Origin of the sequence: Comamonas sp. 17RB (assembly GCF_030056555.1) — a bacterium.
Classification (GTDB): domain Bacteria; phylum Pseudomonadota; class Gammaproteobacteria; order Burkholderiales; family Burkholderiaceae_C; genus Comamonas; species Comamonas terrigena.
Window position 1 is genome coordinate 1 of sequence record NZ_JASHHY010000002.1, and the last position, 21832, is coordinate 21832.

A 21832-nucleotide genomic window follows, 5' to 3' on the forward strand; every position below is an offset into this window, starting at 1 on the left:
TGGCTGCTCTGGCTGCTCTGGCTGCTCTGGCTGCTCTGGCTGCTCTGGCTGCTCTGGCTGCTCCGGCTGCTCCGGCTGCTCCGGCTGCTCCGGCTGCTCCGGCTGCTCTGGCTGCTCTGGCTGCTCTGGCTGCTCTGGCTGCTCTGGCTGCTCTGGCTGCTCTGGCTGCTCCGGCTGCTCCGGCTGCTCCGGCTGCTCCGGCTGCTCCGGCTGCTCCGGCTGCTCTACGGCAGCATCCTGCGTTTCGGGCGCTGCCGGCAGGTTTTCGCCATCGGCACCGTCGAGCTGGGCAAACAGATTGGCCTGCACCTCGGACGACTCCAGCATCGGCAACTGGTCCAGCGCCTGCAGGCCCAGATCGTCCAGGAACTGGCGCGTGGTGGCAAACAGAGCAGGACGGCCCACGGTTTCGCGGTGGCCGATCTCCTCGATCCAGCCCCGGTCTTCCAGCTGCTTGATGATCAGGCTGTTGACCGTCACGCCGCGGATGTCCTCGATGTCACCGCGCGTCACCGGCTGGCGGTAGGCGATGATGGCCAGGGTTTCCAATGTGGCGCGGGAGTATCGAGGAGGCTTTTCCGGGTGCAGACGGTCCAGGTAAACGCGCATTTCCGGCTTGCTTTGAAAGCGCCAGCCCGAAGCCACCTGCACCAGCTCCACACCGCGCTGTGTCCAGTCGCGTTGCAAAGCCAGGAGCAAATCCTTCAGCGTGTCGGTACCCAAAGTGCCATCGAACAGAGCGCGCAGCTCTTTGAGCGTCAGCGGCTGGTGCGCGCAGATCAAGGCAGTTTCGAGGACCCGTTTCGCATCTACCGTATTCATGAGCGGAGATTCCGGGGGAAGTCAGAGTGCGCCTTCACAGGCGTGCCATACAGCGTACGCAGGCAGGGAGCCCGCGCAGTGTCAATGGGGGGGATTGTAGCGCAGCCCCAAAAAATCGATGGCAGCCATGAAATCGGCCGGCGGCGTGCTGCGCACCAGCACCTCCTGGCCTGTGATGGGGTGCACAAAGCCCAGGCGGTAGGCATGCAACGCCTGGCGCTCCATTCCCGCCAGGGGCGTGCCGCCGTACAGAGCGTCGGCCAGCAGGGGGTGGCCCAGCCAGGCCATGTGCACGCGGATCTGGTGGGTGCGCCCGGTGTGGAGCTTGCAATGCACCAGGCAGGCCTGCTCGGCGGAGTCCACCCCGGTGATGTCGGTCTGCGCCGGCTTGCCCGCCTGGCTGCCCAGGTCGACCACGGCCATGCGCAGGCGGTTGCGCGGGTCCCGGCCAATGGCCTGCCGCACTTCGCGCATGCCGCCGCGCCAGGCGCCGTGCGCCAGCGCCACGTACTGGCGCGAGACATCGCGGCGCGCGATCATGGCCACCAGCGCGTCCATCACCTGGCGGCTCTTGGCCACCACCATCAGGCCGCTGGTGTCCTTGTCCAGGCGGTGCACGATGCCGGCACGCGGCACCTGGGCCGCACCCGCATGCCAGGCCAGCAGACCGTTGAGCAAGGTGCCGCTCCAGTTGCCGGGCGCCGGGTGCACCACCAGGCCGGCCGGCTTGTTGACGATCAGCAGGTGCTCGTCCTCATAGGCCACATCCAGCGCCATGGTTTCCGCACGGAACGACTGGCTTTGCGCCGTCGGTCGCATTTCCACCTGCAGGCGATCGCCCCAGCGGACCTTGGCGGAGGCCTTGGTGACGACTGCGCCCTGCACCTGCACGGCCCCCTGGGCCAGCAGCTGCTGCAGGTAGCTGCGCGAGAACTCGGGCACCAGCTCTGCCAGCACCTTGTCCAGCCGCAGGCCATGCAAGGCGGTGGGCACCTCCACGGCGCGCAGCTCCGCCTGCTCCTGGACCTGCGCCCAGTCGTCCGCTTCCACGCTGTCGATGGCCTCCGTTGACTCCGTCACACCCGCATCCTTGTCTGTGTTGTCTGTTGTTGCATAAAAAAAGCCAGCGCCGGCAGACACGCTGGCACTGGCTGCGGCGGATCGCCCGGGCGATCAGCGTGCGGGCAGATAGCGCGAGGGATCGACCGGCTTGCCCTGGCGGCGCACTTCAAAGTGCAGCTTCACGCGGTCGGCGTCGGTGCTGCCCATTTCGGCGATCTTCTGACCTTTCTTCACATTCTGGTCTTCCTTGACCAGCAGCTTCTGGTTGTGGGCGTAGGCCGTCAGATAGGTATCGTTGTGCTTCAGGATGATCAGGTTGCCGTAGCCGCGCAGACCGGCACCGGCATAGACCACGCGGCCGTCCGCGGCGGCAGCGACCGGATCGCCGGCCTTGCCTGCGATGTCCAGCCCCTTGTTGCGGGACTCGTCAAAGCCTGCCAGCACGGCGCCGGAAGCCGGCCAGATGAAGCCCTGGCTGGTGTCGGCAGCGGGTGCCGGCGTCTTGGCCGGAGCGGGTTCCGCCGGTGCGGGCGTGCTGGTGGCCGGTGCAGAGCCGGCATCGCTGCCGCCCACCACCACCGGCGCCACGGCGCGGCCGCCCGAGCTGCTGGAAGCCGGTGCGGATGCCACCGACACATTGGGCGGCACCACGCGCACCACCTGACCGACTTCGATCAGGTTGGCATTTTCCAGATTGCTCCAGCGGGCAATGTCCTTCCAGCTCTGGCCATGTTCCAGGCCGATGCGGATCAGAGTGTCACCGGGCTTGACGGTGTAGTAGCCGGGCTTGCCGGCGTTCTCGGCACCCGGCAGGGTGGACGGATCGACCGCAGGCGCCGAAGTCGAAGAAGCGGGACGCGAGGCGCCGCGGTCTTCCACGGGAGCCTTGTTCACTTGTGCGCAACCCGCCAGGATCCCCCCGGCCACAACCAACGCACTCCAAGTGCCAAGACTTCGCGTAAACAACATATGCAATTCCCTTTCAGGCAATCCCCGATTTTAGAGGGACAAAATTCACTGCTTCCAGAACTGTTTCATTGAAACCGTAAGGAGTTTTGTCAATCACCAGCAGGATCTGCTGGCCATTGCTCTGGACCATGGGGGCCACCAGGCGCCCGCCCACGGCCAATTGATCGCACCAGGCGGCCGGCACCGCGTCGCCGCCTGCGGCCGCAATGATGCCCGCATACGGGGCTCCTTGCGCATAGCCCACCATGCCGTCCCCAAAAATCAGGTGCACATTGGTGAGTCGCAAAGGACGCAAATTGTTCCGCGCCTTTTCGTGCAGGCCGCGCAGGCGCTCGATGGAGTAGACCTCCCGGGCCACCCGCCCCAGCACCGCAGCCTGGTAGCCGCAGCCGGTGCCGATCTCCAGCACCCGGCCCAGGCCGCCACGCGCGCCTTCCGCGCCCAGCAGCAGCTCGATCATGCGGGCCACCACGCTGGGCTTGGAGATGGTCTGCGCCAGACCGATGGGCAGGCTGGTGTCTTCATAGGCCTGGTTGACCAGGGCGGTATCGACAAACAGATGCCGCTCCACGCTGCCCATGGCCTGCAGCACCGCCGCCGAGCTGATGCCGGAAGCCGCCAGACGCTGCACCATGCGGCTGCGCACGGCCGCCGAATCCAGACCCACGCCCCGGGGCGCCGGCATGGGCGCAGCGCTGCGCGGTGCGGCATTGCCGGCCGGGCGGACCACCGGGCGCACGGCGTTCTGCGCGCTGGGCGGGCCCAGGCGGGCAGGAAAGCTGGGCCGCTTGGGCTGGTTCATGCATCCTCCTTGCGGGGCTCCACGGCCTCCAAACGTGCGGCAGTCTGTGCCCAATACACCAGATGGTCGTGGTCCGTCAGGTCCACTTTCAGCGGCGTCATGGCCACATGCCCATGGGCTGTGGCATGGAAATCGGTGCCCTCGGATTCGTCCAGCGCCGCACCGGCGCTGCCGATCCAGTACATGGTCTCGCCGCGCGGGCTGACCTGGGTGATGACCGGCTCGGCCGAATGCCGGCGTCCCAGCCGGCAGACCTTGACGGCGCCCAGCTGCTGCGCCGGCAGGTTGGGAATGTTCACATTCAGCAGCCAGGGCTTGGTGCCCAGCAGCTTCTGCTGCGCCAGCTGCGCCACCATGTCGCGGGCCTTGCCGGCCGCGGCATCCAGCTCCACCCAGTCGCGCTCCACCTGGGAGAACGCGATGGACGGCACGCCAAACAGATAGCCCTCCATGGCCGCGCCCACGGTGCCGGAATACACCGTGTCGTCGCCCATGTTGGCGCCGTTGTTGATGCCGGACACCACCAGATCCGGCTTGTAGCCCAGCAGGCCGGTCAGCGCGATGTGCACGCAATCGGCCGGGGTGCCATTCACATAGCGAAAGCCGTTCGGCGCTTCGCGCACGTACAGCGGGGAATGCAGGGTCAGCGCATTGGATTTGGCGCTGTTGTTGTGCTCTGGCGCCACCACCTCCACATCGGCGATGGTCTTGAGTGCGTTGTACAAGGCGACGATGCCCGGCGCTTGATAGCCGTCATCGTTGGAAATAAGAATCTTCATGCTGTGCAAACGGGTTGCCCGGATTGTAGGGTGCTCACTCTTGCCCCCAAATACTTGCGGCGTTGTGCGGACATGCGACACCGTTTGCGCACGATGTCCCGGCCTGGTGCTGTGTTCTGTCACACTTTTGCCCGTTCCCCTCCTCTTTCCTCCCAAAGGTCTACCCCCGTGGCTGAACGCTCTGTCCCAGATATCGCCCGTGAAGCTTTCCGTCTGCTGGCCACCCGCAAGCTGCCGCCCACGCCCGAAAACTACCAGACCGTCTACGAGGAAGTGGCCGGCCAGCTGCCCCGCCCGCCCTTCCCCAGCAAGGCGCTGCGCCAGATATTCAGCGTGCTGCCTGCGCAAAGCGCGGTGCAGCAGCGCATCGCCCTGCATTTCAACCAGGCCATCAACGACCAGAACTGGCACGGCATCCAGCAGGCCATTCTGGCCTATGCGCACATGGACGACGTGCTGGCCGCCCACCAGTCCATGGGCACCGTACCGCCTGCACCGGCGGCCCCGCAGATGCTGGAATTGCTGCCGCCCGAGCTGGCCGAGCAGCTGGCCCGGGTGCTGGAGCACATTCTGCCCATGCTGTCCGAGGACGAGGACCGGCGCATGCACGAGCTGACCGACCAGCTGGTGCATTTCCTGCGCATTTCGCCGCCTGCGCTGCAGGATCTGCTGCACATGCTGCAGAACTACGCCTACCGCCTGTCCTTTGCCACCGAAGACCAGGCCCAGCGCCGCCGCGCCATCCAGGGCCTGTTGCGCACCATGGTCACGCACACGGCCGAGCTGAACCAGCAGGACAGCACCTTGCAGACCCTCAGCGCCACGCTGCTGCAGGCGCTGGAGCAGCCCTGGACGCTGCCCCACCTGGACCAGCTGCAGCAGCAGCTCCAGACCCTGCTGCTGCGCCAGCTGGACCTGCACAGCCGGGCGGCCGAGGCCCAGACCCACATCAAGGACCTGCTCGGCGAATCCCTGCAGCGCCTGGCCGCGCTGTCGCACAGCAATACCGTGCAGACCCGCCAGATCGAGGAATGCGCCGGCCAGCTGGAGCAGGCCCAGGGCCTGGCCGACATGGCGCCGGTGCTGGAGCAGCTGGTGGCCGCCACGCGCTCGATCGCCACCGAGAACAAGATCGCCCACGCGGCCCTGCAGGACCTGCAGGAGCGCAGCACCCAGGAACAGCAATCCATCGAGGCCCTGCAAAAAGCGCTGGACACGGCCGAGGAACTGGCCCGCCACGACCCGCTGACCCGTGCGCTGAACGCCAAGGGCCTGGAAGAAGGGCTGGACCGCGAGATGGCCCGCGCCACCCGCTACCGCACGCCCCTGAGCCTGGCATCCATGACGCTGGAAGGCATGCACGCCCTGGGACTGGAGCATGGCCCGGCCCTAGTGGAGCAGGCCCAGTGCCACCTGGCCATGGTGGCGCGCTCGGTGCTGCGGCCCCAGGACCTGCTGGCCCGCGACCAGGCCAACCACTTCTTTGTGGTGCTCTCCGGCGCCCACGCCGACGATGCCCTGCAGGCCCTGATCCGCCTGCAGCAGGAGCTGGAACGCCGACCGCTGCTGAGCGAGGATGAAAAAATCAGCTTGCGCATCAGCGCCGGTGTGGTGCAGGCTTGGCCTTCGGAACCGCGCCTGGACCTGATGAACCGCGCCGACCAGAGCCTGCAGCATGCCCAGATGACGGGATCGGGCGGGCGCCTGGCACGCGGCTGATCCGGTCCTGTCCTGCACCGCGGGGCAGGCCTGCGCGGTCACACTCCCACCTGTTGCCTCGCCACATCAACAAGGAGAACCGCATGCCCATGCCCCGACGCGCCGCCCCCTGGGCGCTGACCGCCGCCACCGCCGCTGCAGCCGCCCTGCTGTCCGCCTGCTCCAGTCCCTCCCTGCACTACGCCACGCCCACGCTGGAGCCCGAAGGCAGCTCCGGCTGGACCGACAAGCCCGGCTGGGCCACCGAAAAATTTGCCGTGGCCGCCGCCAACCCGCTGGCCACCGATGCCGGCTACCAGGTGCTCAAGGCCGGTGGCAGTGCCGTCGATGCAGCAATTGCCGTGCAGCTGGTGCTGGGCCTGGTCGAGCCGCAGTCCAGTGGCATCGGCGGCGGCGCCTTTCTGCTGCACGCTGCCGGCACCAAGGTGGAGGCCTATGACGGCCGCGAAACCGCCCCCGCCGCGGCCACCGAAACCCTCTTCCTCAAGCCCGACGGCACGCCCATGGCGTTTCACGACGCCGTGGTAGGTGGGCGCTCCGTGGGCACGCCCGGCGCCATCCGCATGCTGGAGCTGGCGCACCAGGAGCATGGCAAGCTGCCCTGGGCCAGCCTGTTCACGCCGGCCATCCAGCTGGCGGACCAGGGCTTCAAGGTGAGCCCGCGCCTGCACACCATGCTGTCGAACGAGAAATTCCTGAGCGCCGACCCCGAAGCCCGCGCCTATTTCTACGGCGCCGACGGCAAGCCCCTGCCCGTGGGCCATGTGCTGCGCAACCCGGCCTATGCCCAGGTGCTGCGCGCGCTGGCCCGCGATGGCAGCAAGGCCTTGCACGAAGGCGAAGTGGCCCAGGCCATTGTGCAGAAGGTGCGCAGCCATGCCACCAACCCCGGCCTGCTGAGCACGCAGGACCTGGCCGGCTACCGCCCCCGCAAGCGGGAAGCCCTGTGCCATGACTGGAACATTCCGCCCACCCCCGCCAGTGCCACCGCGCGCAGCTACCGGGTCTGCGGCTTTCCGCCCCCGGGCTCCGGCGGCATTGCCGTAGGGCAGATCCTGGGCATCCTGGCGCAGACACCCGCCGCCGCCATGCCGCTGGACGCGCAGGGCCTGCCCACGGCCAACTGGCTGCATTTCTATACCGAGGCCGCGCGCCTGGCCTTTGCCGACCGGGGCCTGTATGTGGCCGACCCCGACTTTGTGCAGGCACCCGGTGGCAACTGGCAGAACCTGCTGGACAGCCAGTACCTGGCCGAACGCGCCAAGCTGATCGGGGCGCAGAGCATGAAGGTGGCCCAGCCCGGCAACCCGGTCTCGGTGCGCAGCAGCTACGCGCCCATGGCGCACCAGATCGAATACGGCACCAGCCACATCAGCATCGTCGACGCCCAGGGCAATGCCCTGGCCATGACCACCACCATCGAAGACCAGTTCGGCAGCCGCCAGATGGTCAAGGGCTTTTTGCTGAACAACGAGCTGACCGACTTCAGCATGGCCCCGCGCACGGCCGACGGCCAGCCGATTGCCAACCGGGTGCAGCCCGGCAAGCGCCCGCGCTCGTCCATGGCGCCCACGCTGGTGTTCGACAAGGCCACCGGCCAGCTGCTGATGAGCGCCGGCAGCCCCGGCGGGGCGCAGATCATCCACTACACGGCCAAGACGCTGTGGGGAGTGTTCGGCTGGGGGCTGACGCCGCAGCAGGCCATCAACCTGCCCAATTTCAGCAGCCTCAACGGCCCCAGCCTGTTGGAGGAAAAACGCTTCCCCGAAGCCACGGTCAACGCCCTGCGCCAGCGCGGCGCCGAGGTGAAGGAGCAGCAGCTGACCAGCGGCCTGCAGGCCATCACCCGGGGCGAAGCCCATGGCAAGACCTTCTGGTTCGGCGGTGCCGACCCGCGCCGCGAAGGGGTGGTGATGGGCGACTGAGCCAGCCCTGCACCCGCCATCCCCTGCCCTGCGGGGCACCCACACCGGGTGCACCCCAGGGCTGGCAGCCAAATCCCGGGGCATCTGCTAGTGTTGTAGTGTTGTAACGTTGCATCCATCCACCTTCACTGACCGCCCCTTGAACGTGCCATGCGCCTTGCACCGATATTCGCCCTCCTGAGCCTGGTGCTGAGCCTGGCAGGCTGCAGCCTGCCTTCGCTGGAAGGCCGTACCGACAGCCAGGCCGTGGCGGCCGATACCACCGGCCAGTCCCGCCTGGGTCTGGCGGTGCAGCAGCTGCGCAGCAGCGGCCACGATGCGGCACTCACCGGCATCTATGCGCTGGCCGACCCGCGCGAAGCCTTTGCCGCACGCGCCCTGTTGGCCCGGGCCGCAGACCAGACCCTGGATGTGCAGTACTACATCTGGCGCGGCGACAAGACCGGCCAGCTGCTGCTGCGCGAGCTGCTCACCGCCGCCGACCGCGGCGTGCGCGTGCGCCTGCTGCTGGACGACGGCGGCACGGCAGGGCTGGACGCCGAGCTGGCCGCGCTGGACAGCCACCCGCTGATCGAGGTGCGCCTGTTCAACCCCTTTGTGCTGCGCACCGGCAAATACCTGGGCTATCTGACGCATTTCCCGCGCACCAACCGGCGCATGCACAACAAGTCCTTCACCGCCGACAACCAGGCCACCATCATCGGCGGGCGCAATGTGGGCAACGAGTACTTCGGCGCCACCGACGGCGTGCTGTTCTCCGACCTGGATGTGCTGGCCATCGGCCCGGCCGTGCCCGAGGTATCGAGCGATTTCGACCGCTACTGGAACAGTGCCTCGGCCTACCCCATCGCCTTGCTGGTGCACCCGGATGCCGACACCACGCCCGACGCGCTGCGCCAGCAGTACCAGGCGCTGGCCGCCTCCGCCGCTTCCGAAGACTTTGCCCGCGCGGTGGAGATGACGCCCTTCATCCAGCAGCTGCTGCAGGCCCAGCTGCCGCTGGAGTGGGCGCCGGTGCACCTGGTCAGCGACGACCCGGCCAAGGTGCTGGGCACTGCCGCGCAGGAAGGCCTGATGCTGCCCCAGCTGCTGCAGCGCACCGGCATGCCCACGCGCCATCTGGACCTGGTCTCGCCCTACTTTGTGCCCACCCGCTCCGGCACCGAGGCGCTGGCCCAGCTCCAGCGCAGCGGCGTGCAGGTGCGGGTGCTGACGAATGCGCTGGAAGCCACGGACGTGGCCGTGGTGCATTCCGGCTACGCCAAATACCGCAAGCCGCTGCTGCAGGCGGGCATCGAGCTGTTCGAGATGCGCAGCAACAACCCCCAGCCGGTGGAGCTGGAAGACCAGTTCAAGCTGGGCTCGCTGGGCAGCTCGGGCACCAGCCTGCATGCCAAGACCTTTGCCATCGATGGGCAGAAGGCCTTTGTCGGCTCCTTCAACTTCGACCCGCGTTCGGCCATGCTGAACACCGAGCTGGGCTTTGTCATCGACAGCCCGGTGCTGGCGCGCCAGATCAGCGACACCTTCGACACCCAGGTGCCGCTGCGCGCCTACCGGGTCAGCCTGGATGGCCAGGGCCAGCTGCAGTGGCAGGCCCAGAACAACGACGGCGGCGTGGACACCTACGCCAAGGAGCCTTACTCCAGCTGGTGGCTGCGCCTGCTGCTGCGGGTGCTGGGCTGGCTGCCGATCGAGTGGCTGCTCTAATCAGTGCACCCCGACAGAACGAACACCCTGCAGGCGCAGCAACAGCCCGGCCTGTCAGTGCGCCCCGCTTCAGGCCGCCGGACGCTGCCAGGCATAGGGCTCCAGCTCGGGGTTCAGCGGCGTGTGGGCCAGGTTGTTGGCAAAGTTGGACAGCGTGGCCAGGCTGATGCCCAGCACCACTTCCAGCGCCTGCTGGTCGCTGAAACCGGCGGCGCGCAGGGCCTGCAGCTCGGCATCGGGCACATCGCCGCGTGTGGCGATCACGCTGCGGGCAAAGCGGGCCAGGGCTTCCAGCCGGGCATCGGGTAGGGTCTGACCGGCGCGCAGCGCCTCCACCACGGCCGGGTCCAGCTTGCCTTTGCCCAGCGCGGTCGGGGTGTGCGCCGCCACACAGAAATGGCAGCCATGGGTGGTGCCGGCCACCAGCTGCACCACCTCGCGCTCGCCGGGGTTCAGGCTGGTGCGCATGTTCAGGCCGGAGACCGTCATATAGGTCTCCAGCGCCGCCGGCGCCTGGGCCAACATGCCGACAAAGTGCGGCAGAAAGCCCATGGCCTTCTGCGATTTCTCCAGCAGCGGGCGGACGGACTCGGGGGCGGACTCGACAGTCAGAATGGGCAGACGCGCCATGGCAGATCTCCGAGAGGGGGTGGCAAAGGCACCAGCCTAGCGCCAAACCGCGCAGGCCGCAGCCCCCTGCGCCGCTGCGGCACATTTATCCATAGATATGGGGTTGTGGTGCCGTGCAGCACCCTGTGTGGCACTGCACCCGCCCCCTGTCTGGCCCCGCCGCTGTCCCACGCCGGCACAGGGCTGAGCCGGGCACCGCAAGCGCTGAACGGCCCGCCCGGCGACAATCCCCCTTCTTTCGTTTGCGGATTGCCTGCCTCCACCATGTCTTTTGCCTCCCTGGGCCTTGCCCCGTCCCTGGTCCACGCGGCCCAACGCCACGGCCTGCTGGCGCCGACCGCCATCCAGACCCAGGCCCTGCCGGCCATCCTGGACGGCCAGGACCTGCGCGCCTGTGCGCCCACCGGGTCGGGCAAGACGGCGGCCTATGTGCTGCCGCTGCTGCAGCGCTGGATGCTGGCGGACGCGCCCGCCGGCCCGCGCAGCACGCAGACCCTGGTGCTGGTGCCCACGCGCGAGCTGGCCAGCCAGGTGGCCGAGCTGGTCTACCACCTGGGCGAAGCCATGGGCCAACGTCCCAAGGTGGCCGTGCTGACCGGGGGCGTGTCGATCAACCCGCAGCTGATGGCGTTGCGCGGCGGCGTGGACTGGGTGATTGCCACGCCCGGCCGCCTGCTGGATGTGGTGGAACACAGCCGCCTGCAGCTCAACCGCATCCACACCCTGGTGCTGGACGAGGCCGACCGCCTGATGGACCTGGGCTTTGCCGAGGAACTGGACCGCGTGCTGGCCCTGCTGCCCGCCACCGGCGAACGCCAGACCTTGTTGCTGTCCGCCACCTTCCCGCCCGCGGTGGAAGCCATTGCGGCCCGCCTGCTGCAGGATGCGGCCACCCGCGTGGAAATTGCCTCCACCCACCAGCAGGACGCCACCATCGTGCAGCGCGCCCTGCATGTGGACGCGGCCCGCCGCACGCCACTGCTGCGCGATCTGCTGCAGGAATTCCAATGGCCGCGCGCGCTGGTGTTTGTGGCCAGCCGCTACAGCGCCGAGCATGTGGCGTTCAAGCTCAAGGCCCACGGCATTGCGGCACGCGCCTTCCACGGCGAACTGAGCCAGGGCGCACGCCAGGCGGCGCTGGCCGATTTCAAGGCCGGCCTGCTGCAGGTGCTGGTCACCACCGACCTGGCCGCGCGCGGCATCCATGTGGATGCGCTGCCCGTGGTCATCAACTACGACCTGCCGCGTTCGCCCACCGACTACACCCACCGCATCGGCCGCACCGGCCGTGCAGGCCTGAGCGGACTGGCCATCAGCCTGGTCAGCCCCACCACCGCCGCCCACTGGCAGCTGATTGCCAAGCGCAACGCACTGGAAGTGGCGCTGGAAGACCTGCCCGCCTACCCGGTGACCGAGCTGCCCCCGGCCCGCGCCCCGCACGAGGACGGCGACAACGGCGGCGTCAAAGGCAAGCGCATGAGCAAGAAGGACAAGCTGCGCGCAGCGGCTGCTGCTACCGGCGGCGGCACCACGCCGCGCTGATGGCGCTGCACCGGCAGCGGCCAAGCGGGCGCGGGTGCCGGCGGCCTGCCGGCATGGCCCAGTACGCTGCAAGGCCATGCCTGCGCTTTGATAATTTCGGTGTTGATAGCACGCCGCGCTTGTGCAGCGTGCGCTGCCACCGCTTTTGATCCACGGCATGCCCCGCCAGAACACCCGTCCCACCGATTTTCCGCCCGCAGTGCAGCAGCAGATTGCGCGGCTTGCCGAATGCATCGTGGCTGCACGCAAGGCCCTGGGCGAGACCCAGGCGCAGTGGGCCGCCCGGCTGGGCATTTCCCAGCCCACCATGGCGCGGCTGGAACGCGGTGATGCATCGGTATCGGCCGCCACCTATATCCTGTGCCTGAGCCAGCTCAACCCCCAGCTGGACCTGACCGTGCTGCTGCCCCGCAGCGCCGCACCAGCAGAGCCCGCGCCGGCTCCAGCGAAAACTGCGGCTGCGCCTGCCACGCCCTCGGCAGCCACCGGGGTGGATGACTTTGTGTCGCTGCTGGCCTCCTGGGCGCCGGCCAGCGTCTAGCCACAGCACAGCCGGCACGGCACCCGCGGCGTCGCGGGATCACCGTGCCACCGTCCGCGCGGACGGGCTCATTCGCGCATCTTGCGGTCTTCGCCCTTGGCTTCCTGCATGGCTTCGGGCTCCAGTTCCTCGGCCGAGCGGTTCAGGTGGATGAACACACCCCACCCCGCCAGCAAGGCACCCACCGCCACGATCAGAGCCGAGGAATACAGCAGGCTGGCCGGGTCTTCCTGGGCCTTGAACGTGGCCACCAGCCCCTCGATGGCCAGCGCCACCACCAGCACCACCAGAAAACGGGACAGAAACCGGCGCACCCGCGTGGGGCCGCTGATGTGGGCATCGCGCACCACTTCCTCTTCCACCACGGTCTGGGCGATCTGCAGCGCCACCACGCCCGAAGCCAGAATGCCCAAGGCCTGCACCATGTGCAGCGTGGCATCGGCATCCAGCCCCCCGGACCACACGCTCCAGGCGGTGCGGGCGGCGATCCAGACCAGGGTCAGCGCGGCCAGCGCAAACAGCAGGGCAATGACGGCATGCACCGCCGTGAACAGACTGTGGACCAGTTTCATAGGCGACACTCCTCGGACTGTCGGCCATGCTTTCACAGGCGGCGCGGCGGGCGCGTAGGACAGCACCCGGAAGCCGCCTTTGCACCAGCACCGCGCCGGCTGTCCGGCGTCAGGCTCCGGTGCGCAGGCCCTGGCCCATCGCCAGCACCGCCGCGATATTGCGCGCCGCGCTGCGTACATTGTGTTCGGCCTCGGCCAGCGCATCCTCGATAGTGCAGATGCGGCTGAGCACGCTGAAGATGGCGTCGATGCCGTGGTCGTGCACCACATGGGCATTGGTGCCCAGGCCCCCGGCAATGCCGACCACCGGCTTGCCGAACTGCTTGGCCACCGTGGCCACGCCGAACGGGGTCTTGCCGAAGATGGTCTGCTGGTCGATGCGGCCTTCGCCGGTGATCACCAGATCCGCATCCTTGACCGCAGCCTCCAGGCCCACGGCCTTGGCAATGATTTCGCAGCCCGGTCGCAGCTGGCCCTGCAGGAAGGCCAGCATGGCCGCGCCCATGCCGCCGGCCGCACCGGCACCGGCCACGGCGTCCACGTCCGCCCCCACGTCACGCAGGATGATGCGGGCGAAGTGCTGCAGGTTGGCGTCCAGCTGCTGCACCATCTCGGGCGTGGCACCTTTTTGCGGGCCGAAGATGGCCGAGGCACCGCGCGGGCCGGTCAGCGGGTTGTCCACATCGCAGGCCACTTCGATGGTGCATTCGGCCAGGCGTGCATCCAGGCCGGAGGCGTCGATGCGGTCCAGCTGGGCCAGCGGCGCGCCGCCACGGGCCAGCTGCTGGCCTTGGGCGTCCAGCAACTGCACACCCAGGGCCTGCAGCATGCCGGCGCCGCCGTCGTTGGTGGCGCTGCCGCCAATGCCCAGAATCAGGTGGCGCGCACCGGCGTCCAGTGCGGCGGTGATCAGCTCACCCGTGCCGTAGCTGGTGGTCACGCGCGGGTCGCGCTGCGCCGGCGGCACCAGGGCCAGGCCGCTGGCGGCGGCCATCTCGATCATGGCGGTGCGGCCGTCGCCCGTCAGGCCGTAGAAGCCGGTGACCCGCTCGCCCAGCGGGGCGGTGACGTCCACCTCGATGTGGCGGCCCTGCGTGGCCTCGACCATGGCCTGCACCGTGCCCTCGCCGCCATCGGCCATCGGCACCTTGACGTACTGGGCATCGGGGAAAATTTCCTGGAAGCCCCGTTCGATCTGCGTGGCCACTTCCAGGGCGGACAGGCTTTCCTTGTACGAATCGGGGGCAATGACGATTTTCATGGTCTGGGCTTTCGCAAACGGCTGCGGCTTCGAACCGCCGGCACTGCCAGCCCGCACGGGGTGCGCGGTGACAGCCAGGATCGAAGCCGCAGGCCACGGGTCATGCGCCGGCGGCGCACGACAATGTTCGCGATTGTAGGGGGCGCTTTACAGCATGAAGGCGCTGGCTGCCCAGATGCAGGCAAAGGTCACCACGCCCATCACGAAGGTGGACGAGGAGAACACGCGCAGCGACTGCTGCATCTCGATGTTGGAGAACTTGGTCACCACCCAGAAGTAGGAGTCGTTGGCGTGGGAGGCGATCATCGAGCCCGCGCCGATGGCCAGCACCGCGAACACGCGGCCCATTTCCGAATCCAGGCCGAAGGTCTGCAGGCTGGGGCTGATGATGGCAGCGGTGGTCAGTGCGGCCACGGTGGAAGAACCCTGGGCCGTCTTGAGCAGCGCCGCGATGATGAAAGGCACCAGCAGGCCGACCGAGGCACCGCCCAGCACTTCACCCAGCGCATTGCCCACGCCGGTTTCCTTGATGATGGCGCCGAACATGCCGCCGGCGGCAGTGATGATCAGGATCGGGCCGGCCTTGACGATGGCTTCTTCCAGCACCTTGGTGAAGTCGCCCTTCTGGCCGCCATGGCGACTGAGCAGCCAGACGCCGCACAGCATGCCCATCAGCAAAGCCATCACCGGGTTACCCAGGAAGTGGAACACGGTGGCGCCGCCATCCTTCATGCCCAGCGTGGTCAGCAGGGTGGAAATGGAGATCAGCACCAGCGGCAGCACCACGGGCAGCAGCGCATGCGAGAACTTGGGCAGATTGTGCTGCGACAGGTCGTCGGTGCCGTCTTCGTCATCGGCCTCGGCGGGGGCGTAGTTCTGGCCCTTGTCCATCAGACCGGCCCAGTAGTAGGAAGCCAGCAGGCCGGGGATGGCAAACAGCACCGAGGCCAGCACCAGCATGCCCAGGTTGGCATTCAGCGCGGTGGCTGCGGCCAGCGCGCCGGGGTGGGTGGGCACCAGGCAGTGCACCACGAACAGCGACGAACCCATGATGGCGGCGATCAGCGGCATCGAGGTCTTGGAGCTGGCGCTGACGCTGCGCGCAATACCGCTCAGGATGATGTAGCCGGTGTCGCAGAAGATGGTCAGGCCGGGGATGAAGCCGGTCCAGGCCATGGCGGCCTTGGCGTTGCCCTTGCCCGCCAGCTTCAGGATGTGGCTGGCAATGCTCAGCGCACCGCCGCTTTTTTGCATGCACACCGCAATCGCCGCACCAAAGATGATGATGAAAGAGATACCGCCCAGCGTGTTGCCGAAGCTGCTCTTGAGGGTGTCGATCACCTTGCCCAGCGGCATGCCGGAGCCCAGCGCCAGCGCCAGCGATACGGCGAACAGCGAGCCGAAGACGCTGAACTTCACCTTGGAGGTGAGGTAGATGATGGCCACAATACTGAGGACCACCAGAATGGATGAGAGTGCGATGCTGCTCATGGTTGGTGCGGGCAAGAAAGGGGGAAAGGGGCGGAACGCTGCACTGGCAAGCCGGCGCTCCGGGTGAGGGGCGGCGTACGGCCCCGCTGACGACCTTGCCACGCCAGGCCCACAAAGCTGCCCAGGCGACAAAGATGGGCGGGATTATAAAAGTCTGCTCTGCCGCCAAGGGGTTAACCCTTAACCCCAGCCCCCGCACCACAGCCGGGGGCAATGCGGTGATCTGCCTGGACAGCGCCAACCTCAGTTGCGTCCGCATGGTGGACTGCCCCGCCCTTCCCAGGAAGATGCCAGAAGAGGCCTGGAAGAGGCTGGCGCCAGAGGGCGCAGCAGCCTTTATCCCCCGAACCGCTCCCGGTACACCACCGGCGTGATGCCCAGGCGGCGCACAAACAGGTGGCGCAGCGCCTGCTCGGAGCCCAGGCCCACCTTGGCTGCCACCGTCTTCAGCGGCAGCGCGCCCAGGTTTTCCAGCAACTGCTTGGCGCGCTCCAGCCGGGCGTTTTCCACAAAGCTGCTGGGGCTGCAGCCGGTTTCCTGCTGGAACACACGGCGGAAGTTGCGTTCGCTCATGGCCGCCTTGTCGGCCAGCAGCGCCAGCGGCATGGGCTGGTCCAGGTGGGCCAGCACCCATTGCTGGGCCGCCTGCACGCCGCTGTGCTGCGTGGCCTGCGCCGCCAGCGACACGCTGAACTGCGACTGCCCGCCCGGGCGCTTGAGGTACATGACCAGATCGCGCGCCACATCCAGCGCCAGTGCGTGGCCGAAGTCCTGCTCCACCACGGCCAGCGCCAGATCGATGCCGGCCGTCACCCCGGCCGAGGTCCAGTAGCTGCCGTCGCGCACATAGATGGCGTCGGCATCCACGGCAATGTGCGGATAGCGCTGGGCCAGCAGCCCCGCCACGCTCCAGTGCGTGGCCGCACGCCGGCCGTTCAGCACGCCGGCCGCCGCCAGGAAAAAGCTGCCGCTGCACAGCGCAATCATGCGCCCGACCTGGGGCGCCACACGCGCCACCCAGTCCACCAGTTCCGGCGAAGCCGCCAGCACCTGCTCGATATGGCGCGAGCCCACCAGCAGCACCGTGCAGCCCGTGCCGTCGGCCTCCACCTGGGCCAGGGTGTGCGTGGCCTGCAGGCCCATCAGCGTGTCGGAAGGCACCGGCCCCGCCTGCGCCGCCACCACGCGCACGGCGTAGCCATCGGGCAGGCCCTTCTGGCGCAGGTGCACATTGGCGTAGTCGAACACCGACATCGGTCCTATAGCCTCCAGGGCCTTGAAGCCGGGGTAGACAACCAGATCGACGCGGTGGGCGCCTGCGTGGCGGTGTTCCATATCCAAAACAAGAGCAGTCTGTGCAAGTACAACAAGTGCTGCAAGCCGTTCATCACAGCCCAGCAGCGCGCTGCGACCGACTATACGCAAGCGGCGCCCCGGGCGGTTGGGGCCCGGCGGGCAGCCACCGTGGCCGGCGGGGCTTCTGGCGGGCTCGGCCTGTCCGGCCTACCCCACCGAATCCGCCGAATACGGCACCCGCGCACCAAGGGCTACAGCAGGTCCGACTTGCGGCACAGAGGTGCCTCGGTCAGCGGTACCATGACATCGCTCACATTGGCCGGGGCCTGCGGCGTCAGGCGGGTGACGACCGACAGGCATTTGTCCTTGGTGTTGATGAAGCTGGCCTCGTAGTCCGTGCCCGCCTGCAAGGTGACCGTCTTGTTGACACTGCACTGGTAGCGCTTGCCCCCCGAGATATGGCCGTTGCTGATATAGACCAGGGTCAGCGGCTGGTTGGCGGGCACATAGAACTCGCCCACCACCGTGGGAATTTCCTTGGGCACCACATGCAAGGGTGCGTCCGGCATGCCCAGGGAGCGGTTGTTCTGGTCTGCAAAGCCTTTGAGGCTGGCCACCATCACCCCTGCGTCGGGCAGGCGCCAGTCCACACAGCTGCTGCGGGGCACGGCGCGCACCATGCCGTCGGACACCACGCGCACGCGGGCACGCTCGCCGCCATCAGGCTCTTTGTAGGTGGTGGAAAAGGATTTGACGGTCTGGATATTGCCGCAGCCAGCCAACAGCACGGCTCCCACGGCAACAGCCGAAGCTTGCAGAAAACGCATATACACAGTCGGGGTGATGGAAGAAAAACGGACCTCCATTCTGCGGCACCCACACTTGCCCCTTATCAGCGCCCGCGCCCGCCATGGCTCCGGCTGTGCTGCGCATGGTCACGCGACTGGCTGCGGGCACCCCGGTGGCCACACCACGGCACCAGCTCCCGCCATGGGTGAAATCCAACTATGGATATGCGCAAAACACGCTTAATTCCAAATGCTTATCAAGATAAATTTCTTCATAAGCATTCCAAATTAAGGACCTCCCCATGCCCCGCTTTTCCGTGACCCGTGTTGCCGCAGCCGCCGTGCTGGGCCTGTCCGCGCTGTCGTCGTTTGCCCAGTCCGTTCCTTCCGAGGTGCGGCTGGCCTGGGCCGGCGGCCCGCGCGTGTGGATTCTGGGCAAGATCGACGGCTCGTTCGACAAGGCCTTCGGCACCAAGACCAAGTGGGTGCAGTTCGCATCGGGCGCCGATGTGCTGAGCCTGTTTGCCGCCAAGGAAATCGACATTGCCCGCTTTGGCTCCAGCCCCGCTGCGGCCGGCATTGCGCGCAAGCTGCCGATCGAGGTGATCGGCACGCCCGAAATCATTGCCACCGCAGAGCGCCTGATTGCCCGCGACGGCATCACCGACCTCAAGGCCCTGGAAGGCAAGACCGTGGCCTATCCCGCCAACTCCACTGCGCAGTACGCCTTCGAGCAGGCCGTCAAGCTGGCCAAGGTGGACCGCAGCAAGATCAAGGCGCTGTCGCTCAAGCCCGCCGAAATCGTGGCCGCCTGGAAGCGCGGCGACATCGACGCTGCCTATGTCTGGGGCCCCTTCACCCAGCAGCTGGAAGCCAGCGGCGGCAAACAGATCTATGTCACCAAGGACCTGCAGAAACACCAGGTGCTGGTGTTCAACAACTTTGTGGTGCGCAAGGAATTTGCCGAGAAGCATCCCGAGCTGGTGACCAAATTCCTGCGCGTGGTGCAAGACAAGGTGGACCAGTACAAGAAGGACGAGGAAGGTTCGGTGCAGGCGATTGCCAAGCACCTGGACATTCCCGCCGACAGCGTGCGCAGCACCCTGGGTGGGCTGGAATACCCGTCGCTGCAGGAGCAGCTGACGCCGGCCTTCATCGGGGATGAGAAGACCAAGTCCGGCTCGCTGATCACCAAGGCCTACAAGGACTCGGCCGAGTTCCTGGCCGGCATCGGCGAGCTGCGCAAGCAGGAAGTCCCAGTCAGCTACGGCCCCTACATCAACACCACCTATCTGCAGCGCGCTGCGGCCGCCAAGTAAGCAGGCTGCGCCATGTCCGTGTCTTCGCAAACGCCGCTGCCGCTGTACCTGCCGCCCACGGCGGCGCAGGCCCCATCGCCGCAGCCCATACAACCCGTACGGACCGCACAGCCCGCACGCGCCCGCCGGGTGCCCTCGGCAGGCCGGCTGGCAGTGGTCAGCATCACCAGCGTGCTGGCTGTGCTGCTGCTGTGGCAGGCCAGCGGCAGCCTGGGCTGGGTGGATCCGCTGATGCTGCCGCCCCCCACCGAACTGTGGCACACCCTGGTGGAACTGAGCCAGGAAGGCTACCGCCAGACGCCGCTGTGGCAGCACCTGCTGACCAGCACACTGCGCGCCGTGGCGGCCTTTGTCGCGGCCATTCTGGTTGGGGTGCCGCTGGGCCTGTCCATGGGCCTGTCAGCCACGCTGTCCGCCACGCTCAATCCCTTTGTGCAATTTCTGCGGCCCCTGCCCAAGATTGCACTGGTGCCGCTGGTCATCGTCTGGTTCGGCATTGGCGAAGGGGCCAAGTTCTTTCTGATCTTCATCGCCACGGTGCTGAGCATCGTCGTGGGTGCCGCTGCGGCGGTGGCCCACATCAGCCAGGCGCGGTTGCGCGCGGCGCAGACGCTGGGCGCCAGCCGCCGCCAGCTGTTCAGCCATGTGGTGCTGCCGCATGCCCTGCCCGAGCTGTTCACCACCGTGCGCCTGGCCATCGGCATTGGCTGGACCTCGCTGATCGCCGCCGAAATGGTGGCCGCCAACTCCGGCCTGGGCTGGATGGTCATCAACGCCGGCAGCTATCTGCGCACCGATGTGGTGATGCTGGGCATTCTGTTGCTGGGGCTGGTCGGCTATCTGTTTGACGTGGGCCTGGTGCTGTTGCAGCGCCGTTATGCCCCCTGGGCCGGGAAAGACGCATGAGCGCGCATCTCCACACCACCACGCGGTCATCCGGTAGTCACCATGACCGCGACCACCACCATGGTCATAGTCAGAACCACAGTCGCATCCAGATCCAGGGCGTGCACAAGCACTTTGCCCAGCCGGGCAAGGGCGACAGCCAGCAGGTGCTCAGCGATGTTTCGCTAGAGCTGCAGCATGGCGAATTCGTCTGCCTGCTGGGCGCTTCGGGCTGCGGCAAGTCCACGCTGCTGAATCTGGTGGCCGGTTTCGAGCAACCCGACGGCGGGCGCCTGCTGTGCGACGGCCGTCCCATCACCGGCCCCGGGTCGGAACGCAGCATGGTGTTCCAGCAGCCCACGCTGTTCCCCTGGCTGACGGTGCGCCAGAACGTGGGCTTTGGCCCGCGCATGGCCGGCCTGCGGGCCGCCGACTATGCGGCCCGTGCCGAAGAGTTTCTGCGCCTGGTCGGCCTGGCCGACTTTGCCGACCTCCACCCCTGGCAACTGTCCGGCGGCATGCGCCAGCGTGCGGCCCTGGCCCGCGCCTGGCTGCCGGAGCCGGAAATCCTGCTGATGGACGAGCCCTTTGGCGCACTGGACGCCCAGACCCGGCTGGCCATGCAGGAGCTGCTGACCGGCATCTGGCAGCACAAGCGCACCACCATCCTCTTTGTGACCCACGATGTGGATGAGGCGCTGTTCCTGGCCGACCGGGTGGTCCTGCTGTCCTCGCGCCCCGGCCGGATCCGCCAGGAGCTGCAGGTCCCGTTCGAGCGGCCGCGCAGTTTTGAGGACCTGGTGGCCGACCCGCGCTTTGGCGCGCTGAAACGCGACATCCTGCATGTGCTGCGGGAAGAAGCCGCCAAGTCGCTGCAGGGCGTGGCCGCATGAGCGCGGCGCGCCTGGTGGGTGTGCTGGGCGGCATGGGGCCGCTGGCCACACTGGACTTTCTGCAGCGCCTGCTGGAGACCAGCGGCGCGCAGCGCGACCAGGAGCATGTGCCCACCGTGACCTGGAATGTGCCGCAGATTCCGGACCGGCAACGGGCCCTGGCCGGTGGCGGCGAGGACCCGCTGCCCGCCATGCTGCAGGGCATTGCGCGCCTGAATGCCGCTGGCGCCACCTGCATTGCCATTCCCTGCAACACGGCCCATGCCTGGTATGGCCCCTTGAGCGCACACAGCGCGGCGCCCATCCTGCACATCGTCGACGCCACCGTGCAGGCTCTGCAGGCTGCACAACAGTCATCGCCCGCCCGCATCGGCGTGATCGCCACACGGGGCGCGCTGAGCCAGCGCCTGTACCAGGCGCGGCTGGAAGCGGCGGGTCTGGACTACCTGACGCCCACCGAGCAGGAGCTGGACACACTGTTCACCCCCGGCTGCTACGCCATCAAGGCCAACGACATTGCCACGGGCGGCCGGCTGCTGGCGCAGACCGCCGAAGCCCTGCTGGCACGCGGCGCCACACAACTGGTCATGGCCTGCACCGAGGTGCCGATCGGACTGCGCCACGCCGCCCCCGAGCTGCTGGCGCTGAGCGTGGACCCGGCCACCGCACTGGCCCAGGCCTGCCTGCGCCACTGGCGGCAGGGCTGAGCCGGGGGCAGTCCGCCGCACACCACCACTGGCACCACCACCGCAGCAACCGCTGCATCCGCCATGGCGGCAACCACGGCGCCAGCGGCAACAGCGGCACCAATGCCGATGGCTGCCAC

At 67.7% G+C, this 21832-nt stretch carries 20 protein-coding genes; 9 read left to right on the top strand and 11 right to left on the bottom strand.

Features of this window, described 5'->3' with window-relative positions:
• From scpB to surE, 5 genes are all read right to left on the bottom strand, one after another.
• The coding region (gene scpB / locus QM470_RS03340; protein ID WP_283338203.1) for an SMC-Scp complex subunit ScpB at window positions 1-822 on the bottom strand (822 nt) is incomplete at its 3' end.
• Window positions 823-903: 81 nt separating this feature from the next.
• Entirely contained in the window at window positions 904-1902 is a 999-nt protein-coding gene (locus tag QM470_RS03345) for an RluA family pseudouridine synthase (protein WP_218333794.1), read from the bottom strand.
• A gap of 93 nt (window positions 1903-1995) precedes the next feature.
• Window positions 1996-2853, bottom strand: coding sequence for a peptidoglycan DD-metalloendopeptidase family protein (locus QM470_RS03350; protein ID WP_066534066.1), 858 nt, complete (start codon window positions 2851-2853; stop codon window positions 1996-1998).
• A 13-nt stretch (window positions 2854-2866) separates the two neighbouring features.
• On the bottom strand, window positions 2867-3655 hold the full coding sequence (locus QM470_RS03355; RefSeq protein WP_066534067.1) for a protein-L-isoaspartate(D-aspartate) O-methyltransferase: 789 nt from the start codon (window positions 3653-3655) through the stop codon (window positions 2867-2869).
• A complete protein-coding gene (gene surE / locus QM470_RS03360) occupies window positions 3652-4434 on the bottom strand; it encodes a 5'/3'-nucleotidase SurE (protein ID WP_066534068.1) in 783 nt (260 codons plus the stop codon). Before surE ends, QM470_RS03355 begins: the two co-directional genes overlap by 4 nt.
• Before the next feature lie 168 nt (window positions 4435-4602).
• On the opposite strand from surE, the gene QM470_RS03365 reads away from it, so the two are divergent.
• From QM470_RS03365 to QM470_RS03375, 3 genes are all read left to right on the top strand, one after another.
• Window positions 4603-6153, top strand: a complete 1551-nt coding sequence (locus QM470_RS03365) for a sensor domain-containing diguanylate cyclase (RefSeq protein ID WP_283338204.1) — start codon at window positions 4603-4605, stop codon at window positions 6151-6153.
• Between the two features lie 83 nt (window positions 6154-6236).
• Complete coding sequence (locus QM470_RS03370; RefSeq protein WP_502846798.1) at window positions 6237-8078, top strand: gamma-glutamyltransferase family protein; 1842 nt, start codon at window positions 6237-6239, stop codon at window positions 8076-8078.
• A gap of 150 nt (window positions 8079-8228) precedes the next feature.
• Window positions 8229-9788: a phospholipase D family protein gene (locus QM470_RS03375; RefSeq protein WP_283338205.1), complete on the top strand. Its 1560-nt coding sequence runs from the start codon at window positions 8229-8231 to the stop codon at window positions 9786-9788.
• A 69-nt stretch (window positions 9789-9857) separates the two neighbouring features.
• Here the strand turns inward: QM470_RS03375 and QM470_RS03380 are convergent, their stop codons facing one another.
• The gene (locus tag QM470_RS03380) at window positions 9858-10418 is read right to left on the bottom strand and encodes a carboxymuconolactone decarboxylase family protein (protein ID WP_283338206.1); all 561 of its coding nucleotides are present in this window, start codon (window positions 10416-10418) and stop codon (window positions 9858-9860) included.
• Between the two features lie 264 nt (window positions 10419-10682).
• On the opposite strand from QM470_RS03380, the gene QM470_RS03385 reads away from it, so the two are divergent.
• Together QM470_RS03385 and QM470_RS03390 are read left to right on the top strand one after the other, a co-directional pair.
• On the top strand, window positions 10683-11960 hold the full coding sequence (locus tag QM470_RS03385) for a DEAD/DEAH box helicase (protein ID WP_283338207.1): 1278 nt from the start codon (window positions 10683-10685) through the stop codon (window positions 11958-11960).
• Window positions 11961-12117: 157 nt separating this feature from the next.
• Entirely contained in the window at window positions 12118-12501 is a 384-nt protein-coding gene (locus QM470_RS03390; protein ID WP_283338208.1) for a helix-turn-helix domain-containing protein, read from the top strand.
• A 68-nt stretch (window positions 12502-12569) separates the two neighbouring features.
• Here QM470_RS03390 and QM470_RS03395 read toward each other — a convergent pair whose 3' ends face one another.
• The 5 genes from QM470_RS03395 to QM470_RS03415 form a co-directional block, all read right to left on the bottom strand.
• Window positions 12570-13073, bottom strand: coding sequence for a hypothetical protein (locus QM470_RS03395; RefSeq protein ID WP_066534079.1), 504 nt, complete (start codon window positions 13071-13073; stop codon window positions 12570-12572).
• Window positions 13074-13182: 109 nt separating this feature from the next.
• The gene (locus QM470_RS03400; RefSeq protein WP_283338209.1) at window positions 13183-14334 is read right to left on the bottom strand and encodes a glycerate kinase; all 1152 of its coding nucleotides are present in this window, start codon (window positions 14332-14334) and stop codon (window positions 13183-13185) included.
• Between the two features lie 147 nt (window positions 14335-14481).
• Window positions 14482-15825, bottom strand: a complete 1344-nt coding sequence (locus QM470_RS03405) for a GntP family permease (protein WP_283338211.1) — start codon at window positions 15823-15825, stop codon at window positions 14482-14484.
• A 336-nt stretch (window positions 15826-16161) separates the two neighbouring features.
• Entirely contained in the window at window positions 16162-17160 is a 999-nt protein-coding gene (locus tag QM470_RS03410) for a GlxA family transcriptional regulator (protein WP_066534086.1), read from the bottom strand.
• 212 nt (window positions 17161-17372) lie between these two features.
• The gene (locus QM470_RS03415) at window positions 17373-17948 is read right to left on the bottom strand and encodes a hypothetical protein (RefSeq protein WP_283338212.1); all 576 of its coding nucleotides are present in this window, start codon (window positions 17946-17948) and stop codon (window positions 17373-17375) included.
• Between the two features lie 263 nt (window positions 17949-18211).
• On the opposite strand from QM470_RS03415, the gene QM470_RS03420 reads away from it, so the two are divergent.
• Genes QM470_RS03420 through cuyB form a run of 4 tightly spaced genes read left to right on the top strand, consistent with a single transcriptional unit; the run spans window position 18212 to window position 21713 of the window.
• A complete protein-coding gene (locus tag QM470_RS03420) occupies window positions 18212-19228 on the top strand; it encodes a taurine ABC transporter substrate-binding protein (RefSeq protein ID WP_283338213.1) in 1017 nt (338 codons plus the stop codon).
• A gap of 12 nt (window positions 19229-19240) precedes the next feature.
• Complete coding sequence (locus QM470_RS03425) at window positions 19241-20134, top strand: ABC transporter permease (protein WP_283338214.1); 894 nt, start codon at window positions 19241-19243, stop codon at window positions 20132-20134.
• Entirely contained in the window at window positions 20131-21006 is an 876-nt protein-coding gene (locus QM470_RS03430; protein ID WP_283338215.1) for an ABC transporter ATP-binding protein, read from the top strand. Before QM470_RS03425 ends, QM470_RS03430 begins: the two co-directional genes overlap by 4 nt.
• Complete coding sequence (cuyB, locus tag QM470_RS03435) at window positions 21003-21713, top strand: cysteate racemase (RefSeq protein WP_283338216.1); 711 nt, start codon at window positions 21003-21005, stop codon at window positions 21711-21713. Before QM470_RS03430 ends, cuyB begins: the two co-directional genes overlap by 4 nt.
• Window positions 21714-21832 lie beyond the last annotated feature (119 nt).